The sequence below is a fragment of the Amycolatopsis rhizosphaerae genome (assembly GCF_007713715.1).
GTDB classification, from domain to species: domain Bacteria; phylum Actinomycetota; class Actinomycetes; order Mycobacteriales; family Pseudonocardiaceae; genus Amycolatopsis_E; species Amycolatopsis_E rhizosphaerae.
On sequence record NZ_VJWX01000335.1, the window covers coordinates 1 to 7,981 of the forward strand.

Here is a 7,981-nt window from a genome sequence, read left to right on the forward strand (position 1 = left end):
GCCCTACACCGCGAGCGGACCGGACTTTGCCGGGACCCTGGCCGATACGACCGTGAGGGTCCCCTCACGGCAGCGTCCGACGGGGAATCGGCGCGCTACCGGGGTGCCTCGGCCGCCGCGTTCGCGATCGGCACGGCCAGTGAGGCGACCAGGATGGTGAGCCCCCCGAGGACCCACGACCACCAGGACGCCCCGGCCAGGCCGGTGTAGGTCATCACCCAGGGTGACGCGAACAGCAGCGTGCCCAGCACGACCTGCACTCCCTCGCTGTAGGCGAACCGCGGCAGCACCGCGGAGAGCAGGCCGTCCAGTGCGATGAGCGTCCCGAACGCGACCATCGTCCACTGGGCGCGCGGGGTGGCCGCCACCCACAGGAAGGACAGCGCGGCCAGCACGCCCAGGGTGATCTCCACCCAGTCGTGCGGGCGAGCCCAAGGCCGCAGCGGAATGGTCGAGGCTGTCGAGGTCCTGGTCACCGGGACCACCTCCAAGAACCGTCGGACACCGCTGGATCGCGGCCGTCCGGCTTGCCCTCATCGTGAGACCGGAGGAGCCGCCGGTCCATCGCGAAGGGGGTCATTTCGCGCACAAGGGGTGGGCCACGTCTCCTGCGGTGGCATTCCGGGTTACTGGCCAGTAATGTCATGCTCCCGCAACCCAGCCAGGGAGGGTCCACCCCAATGACGCAAGGGACGCTGAACGAGATCCGCGACGCCATCCTCGCGGGTGATCTCACCGCGATCGGCTCGCTCGACCTCCCCGAGTCCTACCAGGGCGTGACGGTGCACGCCGACGAGACCGAGATGTTCGACGGTCTGGCCAGCCGGGACAAGGATCCGCGCAAGTCGCTGCACCTCGACGAGGTGCCCGTGCCCGAACTCGGGCCCGGCGAGGCGCTCATCGCGGTCATGGCCAGCGCCATCAACTACAACACGGTCTGGACGTCGATCTTCGAACCCCTGCCGACGTTCAAGTTCCTCAAGCGCTACGGCAAGCTTTCGCCGCTGGCCAAGCGCCACGACCTGCCCTACCACGTGGTGGGCTCCGACGCCGCGGGCGTCGTGCTCCGAACCGGCCCGGGTGTGCACACCTGGAAGCCGGGCGACGAGGTCGTCGCGCACTGCCTCAACGTCGAACTCGAGGGCCCCGACGGGCACAACGACACCATGCTCGACTCCGAGCAGCGGATCTGGGGCTTCGAGACCAACTTCGGCGGGCTCGCCGAGGTCGCCCTGGTCAAGGCCAACCAGCTGATGCCAAAGCCGCGGCACCTCACCTGGGAGGAGGCCGCCTGCCCCGGCCTGGTGAACTCCACCGCCTACCGGCAGCTCGTCTCCCGCAACGGCGCCGACATGAAGCAGGGCGACGTCGTGCTGATCTGGGGCGCCTCCGGCGGCCTCGGCTCCTACGCCACCCAGTACGCGCTCAACGGCGGTGCGATCCCGGTCTGCGTCGTGTCCAGCCCCGAGAAGGCCGAACTGTGCCGCAAGCTCGGTGCCGAACTGGTCATCGACCGCAACGCAGAGGGTTACCAGTTCTGGAAGGACGAGACCACCCAGGACCCGAAGGAGTGGCAGCGGTTCGGCGCGAAGATCCGCGAGCTCACCGGCGGTGAGGATCCGGACATCGTGTTCGAGCACCCCGGCCGGGAAACCTTCGGCGCCTCGGTCTACGCCGCCCGCCGCGGCGGCACGATCGTCACCTGCGCGTCCACGTCCGGGTATATGCACCAGTACGACAACCGCTACCTTTGGATGAATCTCAAGCGGATCATCGGCTCCCACTTCGCGAACTACCGGGAATCATGGGAAGCCAATCGGCTGATCGCCAAAGGTCTCGTCCATCCCACGCTGTCGAAAACGTATTCCCTGGCCGAGACCGGGCAGGCCGCGCTCGACGTGCACCGCAACGCCCACCAGGGCAAAGTCGGCGTGCTGTGCCTGGCACCGGAGGAAGGCCTCGGCGTCCACGACGAGGAGATGCGTGCGAAGCACATCGACCGCATCAACGCATTCCGCGGAGCGTAAGTAGTCTGGCCTCATGAGCCTAGGCGACGAGAGGGAGCTTGTGCCGCTGGGCGCCGGTTTCGACCTGGCGAAACGCGGCTACGACAAGCACCAGGTGGACGAGCATCTGGAACGGCTGGACGCCGATCTGAAAATGCTCGCCGCCGATCGGGACGCGGCCATTTCCCAGGCGGGCGACCTGGCACGCCAGCTGGAGCAGGCGCGCGGCGAGATCGACACCCTCCGCGGTCAGGTCGAGCGGCTCGGACAGCCGCCGACCACCGTGGAGGGCCTGTCGGAGCGCCTGCAGCGCATGCTCCGGCTCGCGCAGGAGGAAGCCGCCGACACCAGGGCGAGGGCCGAAGCGGAGGCCGGGCACATCCGGGCCAAGGCCGAAGCCGACGCGAGCGCGCTGCGGGCCCGGTACGAGCAGTTGCTCGCCGAGCTCGACACGCGCCGGAAGGAGATGGAGGCCGAGCACCGCAGGGTCCTGGAGACCGCGCGGGCCGAGGCCGAATCGATCACGACCAAGGCCAAGGAGGAGCGCGACCGGCTCGACCTGGAGGCCGACCGGCGGCGCACGAAGGTCGACGAGGACTTCGAGGTCGCCATGGCGGCGCGGCGCGCCGAGGCGATGCGGCTCCTCGCCGAGCAGGAGGCCGCCAGCAAGGCCGAGGCCGAGCGGCGCGTCCGGGAGGCTTCCGACGAGGCCGCGGCCATCCGCGCCAAGGTCGCCGACGAGCAGCGGGCCGCCGCGGAGGAGATCGAGCGGCGGCGGCGCGAGTCGGTCGAGGACGCGAACCGGCGCAAGCAGGACTCCATCACCGAGGCCAACGCACGGGTGGCCGAGGCGACCGACGAGGCGCAGCGGCGCGTCCGCGAGGCCACCGAGGAGGCCAACCGGCGGATCAACGCGGCCGCCGACCGGGTCGAGACACTGCGCACGCTGCGGGAGGGCATCGCCGAGCAGGTCAAGGCCGCGAGGTCGGTGCTCGACGACGCCGCCGCGGTGCTGGGTGAAACCGCTTCCCCGACCGGAACACCGGCCGCGAGCACCGGTAAGCCCGGCGGTAGGCAGCGGGTGGCGGCGGGTGCCGGAAAATCGGGCCCGAACGGGGCTGCGGGCAAACCGACTGGCGAGTAACCTAAGCGGCCACGCGGTTCGCGCGCCTTGCCGGAGGGACTCGAATGACGGCTTACCACACTGTTGTCGTAGGTACGGATGGTTCTGACTCGTCGTTTCGCGCGGTGGACCGCGCGGCCGCGGTGACGGCGGATTCGGGTGCGCAACTCGTGATCGTCTGCGCCTACTACCCGAACAGCCAGGGCGAGATCGAAAAGGCCCAGGACGTGCTGCGGGACGAGGCGTACCAGGTGGTCGGCTCGGCGCCCGCCGAGGACACGCTGCAGAGCGCACGGGATCGCGCGATCAAGGCCGGGGCCACCGACGTCAAGACGGTCGCCGTGGTCGGTGAGCCGGTGGAGGCGCTGCGCAAGGTGGTCTCCGAGCATTCGGCGGACCTGCTCGTGGTCGGCAACCGCGGGCTCAACACCCTGGCCGGCCGCATCCTCGGTTCGGTGCCTTCGGAGGCCGCCCGCAAGTCGGGCGTCGACGTCCTGATCGTCCACACCACCTAGACCAGACCCAGACCCAGACCAGGAAGCGGCTCCGCCGCTCTGATTCGTTCCCCAGTGCGCCAGGGATTCCGTGAACGAAGAACGGCTCGAAAGCATCCTTCTCGGCGGCGAACGCCGGTACACGCGGCTGGAGGTCGCTGAGAAGACGGGCGTGCCGATCGAACGGGCCACCAGGCTGTGGCGCGCACTCGGTTTCGCTACCGTCGGCGACGACGAGGTCGTGTTCACGGACGCCGACGTCGAGGCTGTACGCACGGCCGACCAACTGATCTCGTCCGGCCTGCTCGACGCCCGGCTCGAGGTCCCCGTGACCAGGGCGCTCGGCCAGCACCTGTCGCGGCTGGCCGAGTGGCAGGTCCACATGCTGTGGGCGCTGATCACCGAGAACGAAGAACTGGGACGCGACGAGAAGCAGGTGGCGCGGCTCGTCGAGCGGCTCGTCCCGGAACTCCAGCGGGTCCAGGACTTCGTGTGGCGCCGGCATCTCGCGGCCTTCGCCGGGCGCGCGCTGGCCGCGCCCGACGAGGACCTCGAAGCCCGGACCGAGGTGGCCGGGTTCGCCGACATGGTCGGCTACACCCGGCTGACCAGGCGCATCGACGATGCCGAGTTGAGCGAGATCCTGGAACGTTTCGAGGCGCTGGCCACCGAGATCGTGGCCGAGCACCACGGGCGGATCGTGAAGATGATCGGCGACGAGGTGCTGTTCGTGGCGGACACGGCGGCCGACGCGGCGGAGATCGCCCTGACGCTGGCCGAGCACACCAGCCTGGACCCCACCCTGCCCGAGGTGCGGTGCGGGATGGCCGCGGGCCGGATCCTCAACCGGTTCGGCGACGTGTACGGCTCGGTGGTGAACCTGGCGAGCAGGCTCACCGGGCTCGCCAGGCCCGGCACCATCCTGGTGGACCGGGAGCTGGCGAGCGAGCTCAGGGACGACCCCGATTACGTCCTGCGGCCCCGGCGGCCCGCCTCGGTTCGCGGGTACGCCCGGCTCCGCCCCTTCGCTCTCCGCCGCCCCTGACGGCGCTCGCGCATCGGCCGCGGCGGAGAGCCCACAGGGGATCCGGGTGGGATCAGGGACGCTCGGGGAGCACGGCGAACTGGCGGACGTAGAGGTCGGTGTAGGTGACCGGGCCCCGCGGACCGGGCACCTTGTCCAGGTTGATCCCCGTTTCCGGCACCGCGAGAAGTTTGAAGCCGTCGAGCAGCCGGGTCGGCGCGTTCCAGAACACACCGGTGCCGGTGTAGCCGTCGAAGAAGGCCTCGGCGGCGGACTCGTCCTCGGTGGCGATCCCGGCCGCCAGGCCGGAGGTCTGCTCGTTGGCGATCCGCACGGCCTCGCCAAGCCCGGCGACCCGCGCCACGGTGACGGTGGCCTCCCGGTCCGAATCCAGCGCCCATTCGTAGCCGATGGCGTGCTCGTACGGCGGCAGCGACGGGCTCACCCGCCGTTCGGCCAGTGCGCCCTCGATCACCGGCCACATCGTGTCGTGCACCGCGGAGTGGATCAGCAGCAGGTTGAGCCGGTTGCACACGCCCAACCGGTCGAGGCTGTCGACGACCAGCGCGCGCACCTTGTCCGGATCGGCCGCCTCGTCGACGTAGAGCACACCGCCGCCGTCCGCGTGCGCGAGCGTGCGTACGCCGTGCACGGCCGCCTCGGTGGCCAGGGCACGCGTGCTCTCCCCGCTCCCGCGCAGGATCACCAGCGGCACCAGCGCCGGAAGCTGCACCAGAGCCGTGGCCGCCTCGCGCTCCACGCGCGGCACCAGCTGGATCGCGTCGGGCTCGATGCCGGCCTCGGCGAGCGCGGGCGCGATGACCACGTCGAGCAGCCGCTGCGCCGAGCCCAGCGCCGCCGAACCGGTGCGCAGCACCCCGGCGTTGCGCGATTTGACCAGCTGGGAGGCCACGTCCACGGTCACGTTGGGCCGTGCCTCGTAGTTCGCTCCGATCACGCCGACCGGCCGCCGCCGCTCGACGAGCCGCAGCCCGCCGTCCAGTGACCGCACCGGGATCGACCGCTCCTGGTGCGGCGCCCCGGCGAGCAGCCGAAGCTGCTCGGCCATCCCGGTCAGCCGCTGCTCGGTGATGGTCAGCCGGTCGAGCAGGCCGGCGCTCATCCCTTCCTCACGCGCCTTGGCGACGTCGGCGCCGTTGGCCTCCAACACCGCTTCCCGGTTCTCCAGCAGCCTGCGCGCCATCGCCGTCAGTGCTGCGTCGATCGCCTCGTCGGCCGCGGTGGCCAGCGACGGCGCCGCCTGCTTGGCCGCCCGTGCGCACTCCTCGACTGCCTTGGCCACCTCGTCGGACACCGCACTACCTTCCTTCTGCTCGCGATCTCGCACGCCACCACGTGATGCACGGGAAGCCGTGTGTCCCAGTGTGCCGCACGCGCCGGTCAGGGCCGCAGCGCGGGCTCGAGCAGCCAGGCACCGCCGACGAGGAGGCAGGTCAGTGCGAGCACCACCAGGATGAGCACCCACAACCCGGCGGGCACCGCGGTCAACCGGGCCAGCTGATCGGCGTCGGAGTCCCGTGCCGCACCACGGCGGCGCTTGTGCTGCAGCTCGAACACCGGCCGCAGCCCGCCGAAGAGCAGGAACCAGGTGATGAGGTACACGAACCAGGCCTGGACCTCCGGCCCCGCCACCAGCGCCAGCAGGGCGAGTCCGCCCGCGGTCACCAGCACGGACAGCACGCCGTAGGCATTGCGGATCATGACCAGCACGCCCAGCAGGAGCAGCGCGGCGATGGTGAGCAACACCGTGATCCGCCCCGCCTCGAGCAGGGCCGCGAAGGCCAGCCCGAGCAACCCCGGCGCCGGATAGCCCGCCAGCGAGGTCAGGACCATGCCGGGCCCGTGCGGTTTACCGCGCGAGACCGTCACGCCCGAGGTGTCCGAGTGCAGTTTGATGCCCTGTAGCCGCCGCCCCGCCAGCAGCGCCATCAGGGCGTGCCCAGCCTCGTGCACGATCGTCACGAGGTTGCGCGCCCACCGCCACGGCGCTCCCGACAACACCAGCAGCAACGCCACCGCCCCGGTCACCACCGGCACCCAGGCGGTGGGGCCCGGCTGTGCCCCGAACAGGCCCATCGACGATCCGGCTCCACTCGTCTCCGCGAGAAACACGCGCGCAGCTCACCACAACGGGTGTCTGTGCCCTGTGACCACCCCCGCCGGTTTCACAGACTCGACGTCGTTTCAGCTCGCCGATCGCGCCTCCCGGTTGGTCCGCAGGAGCAGTGCCACCCACGAGCGGTACGGGCGCCAGCCCCGCGCAATCCGTTCGAGCTCGGTCACCTTCGCCTCCGGCCGCCGGTAGAGCGCCCGCATCTCGGCGTGCAGACGTTCCTCGGCGGTGGGAAACACATCCGGATGCCCGGCGCCGCGGATGAGGATGAGCTGTGCCGAGAACGGCCCGACTCCCGGAAGTTTCTGCAACCGGTACAGCGCCTCTCCCGGATCCATCGCCCGCAGGGCGGCCGCGTCGAGCACCCCGTCCAGGGCCGCGCGGGCGATCGAATGCAGGCGGCGCACCTTGACCTCCGGCAGATCCAGGAGCCGGTCCAGTGCGAGGAGTTCGGCCGGGGCCGGGAACGACGCCAGCCGGTGACCCGACACCTCGACCGAAACCCCGTTCCGCTCCGCGAGGCGTCGCTTGAGCTGCGCGGCCGAGGCCATCCGGAGCTGGTTGCCGATGATCGCCCAGCACGCGGCCTCGTACGGCGACGGGAAGAGCACCGGCCTGAGCCCGGGATACCGCTCCAGCAGCCTTCCCACCACCGGATCCGCCTCGCCCACGGCGGCGAAGCCGGAACCGTCCACGTCCAGGGAGAGGATCCGCCGGACCTGCCGTACGGCCTCCCCGGCCACCCGCTGCCCCGCCTCGACCGACACTTCGACGCTGCCCGGCGCCCGCTGCCGGACCAGCACCCCGGCGTGCTCCCAGGTGCCTTCGACCGGGAACGCCAGCCGGAGCGTGCCCGCCTCGTCCCCGGCGTCCGGCCGGGCAGCGGGCGTGAACCCGGCCAGGAAACGAGCGGAGGCACCCAGATCGAACGGGCCCTTGGCGACGATCCGGGCGGGCCGGTGCAGGATGGTGGTCATCGGTCTTCCTCCCTCGTTCGGCTCTCGAAGAGACCGTATCGAGCACCACCGACAGTTTTCGCACGATCGGCACCCGGCCTACCTCGCAGGCCCACACCTCGACGAGTTCTCAGCAAATTCTTCTCAGCCGATTTTTGGGCTGCTCCACGGGATTTCACACCTGCGACGGCGAAGGTGGAACCAGGAGCGAGCACGAGAACAGGCCGCAGCACGGCTATCCGTA

General features: G+C 70.7%; 8 protein-coding genes. 4 read left to right on the forward strand and 4 right to left on the reverse strand.

Annotation, left to right across the window (positions count from 1 at the left end; all coding sequences use genetic code 11):
* Positions 1–95 precede the first annotated feature (95 nt).
* Entirely contained in the window at positions 96–476 is a 381-nt protein-coding gene (locus FNH05_RS26335; RefSeq protein WP_246127949.1) for an SPW repeat domain-containing protein, read from the reverse strand.
* Positions 477–680: 204 nt separating this feature from the next.
* On the opposite strand from FNH05_RS26335, the gene ccrA reads away from it, so the two are divergent.
* The 4 genes from ccrA to FNH05_RS26355 all read left to right on the forward strand — a co-directional run bounded on the left by ccrA (position 681) and on the right by FNH05_RS26355 (position 4,668).
* Positions 681–2,027 (forward strand): crotonyl-CoA carboxylase/reductase, encoded by a 1,347-nt coding sequence (gene ccrA / locus FNH05_RS26340; RefSeq protein WP_144591407.1) that lies wholly within the window; start codon positions 681–683, stop codon positions 2,025–2,027.
* 13 nt (positions 2,028–2,040) lie between these two features.
* Positions 2,041–3,150 (forward strand): coiled-coil domain-containing protein, encoded by a 1,110-nt coding sequence (locus FNH05_RS26345; protein WP_246127950.1) that lies wholly within the window; start codon positions 2,041–2,043, stop codon positions 3,148–3,150.
* Positions 3,151–3,194: 44 nt separating this feature from the next.
* Positions 3,195–3,644 (forward strand): universal stress protein, encoded by a 450-nt coding sequence (locus FNH05_RS26350; RefSeq protein WP_144591408.1) that lies wholly within the window; start codon positions 3,195–3,197, stop codon positions 3,642–3,644.
* 70 nt (positions 3,645–3,714) lie between these two features.
* The gene (locus tag FNH05_RS26355; RefSeq protein ID WP_144591409.1) at positions 3,715–4,668 is read left to right on the forward strand and encodes an adenylate/guanylate cyclase domain-containing protein; all 954 of its coding nucleotides are present in this window, start codon (positions 3,715–3,717) and stop codon (positions 4,666–4,668) included.
* Positions 4,669–4,720: 52 nt separating this feature from the next.
* Here FNH05_RS26355 and FNH05_RS26360 read toward each other — a convergent pair whose 3' ends face one another.
* The 3 genes from FNH05_RS26360 to FNH05_RS26370 form a co-directional block, all read right to left on the reverse strand.
* Positions 4,721–5,962: an aldehyde dehydrogenase family protein gene (locus FNH05_RS26360; protein WP_144591410.1), complete on the reverse strand. Its 1,242-nt coding sequence runs from the start codon at positions 5,960–5,962 to the stop codon at positions 4,721–4,723.
* Between the two features lie 86 nt (positions 5,963–6,048).
* Entirely contained in the window at positions 6,049–6,744 is a 696-nt protein-coding gene (locus tag FNH05_RS26365) for a M50 family metallopeptidase (RefSeq protein WP_144591413.1), read from the reverse strand.
* A gap of 108 nt (positions 6,745–6,852) precedes the next feature.
* Complete coding sequence (locus FNH05_RS26370; protein ID WP_144591411.1) at positions 6,853–7,758, reverse strand: DNA-3-methyladenine glycosylase family protein; 906 nt, start codon at positions 7,756–7,758, stop codon at positions 6,853–6,855.
* Between the last annotated feature and the right edge of the window lie 223 nt (positions 7,759–7,981).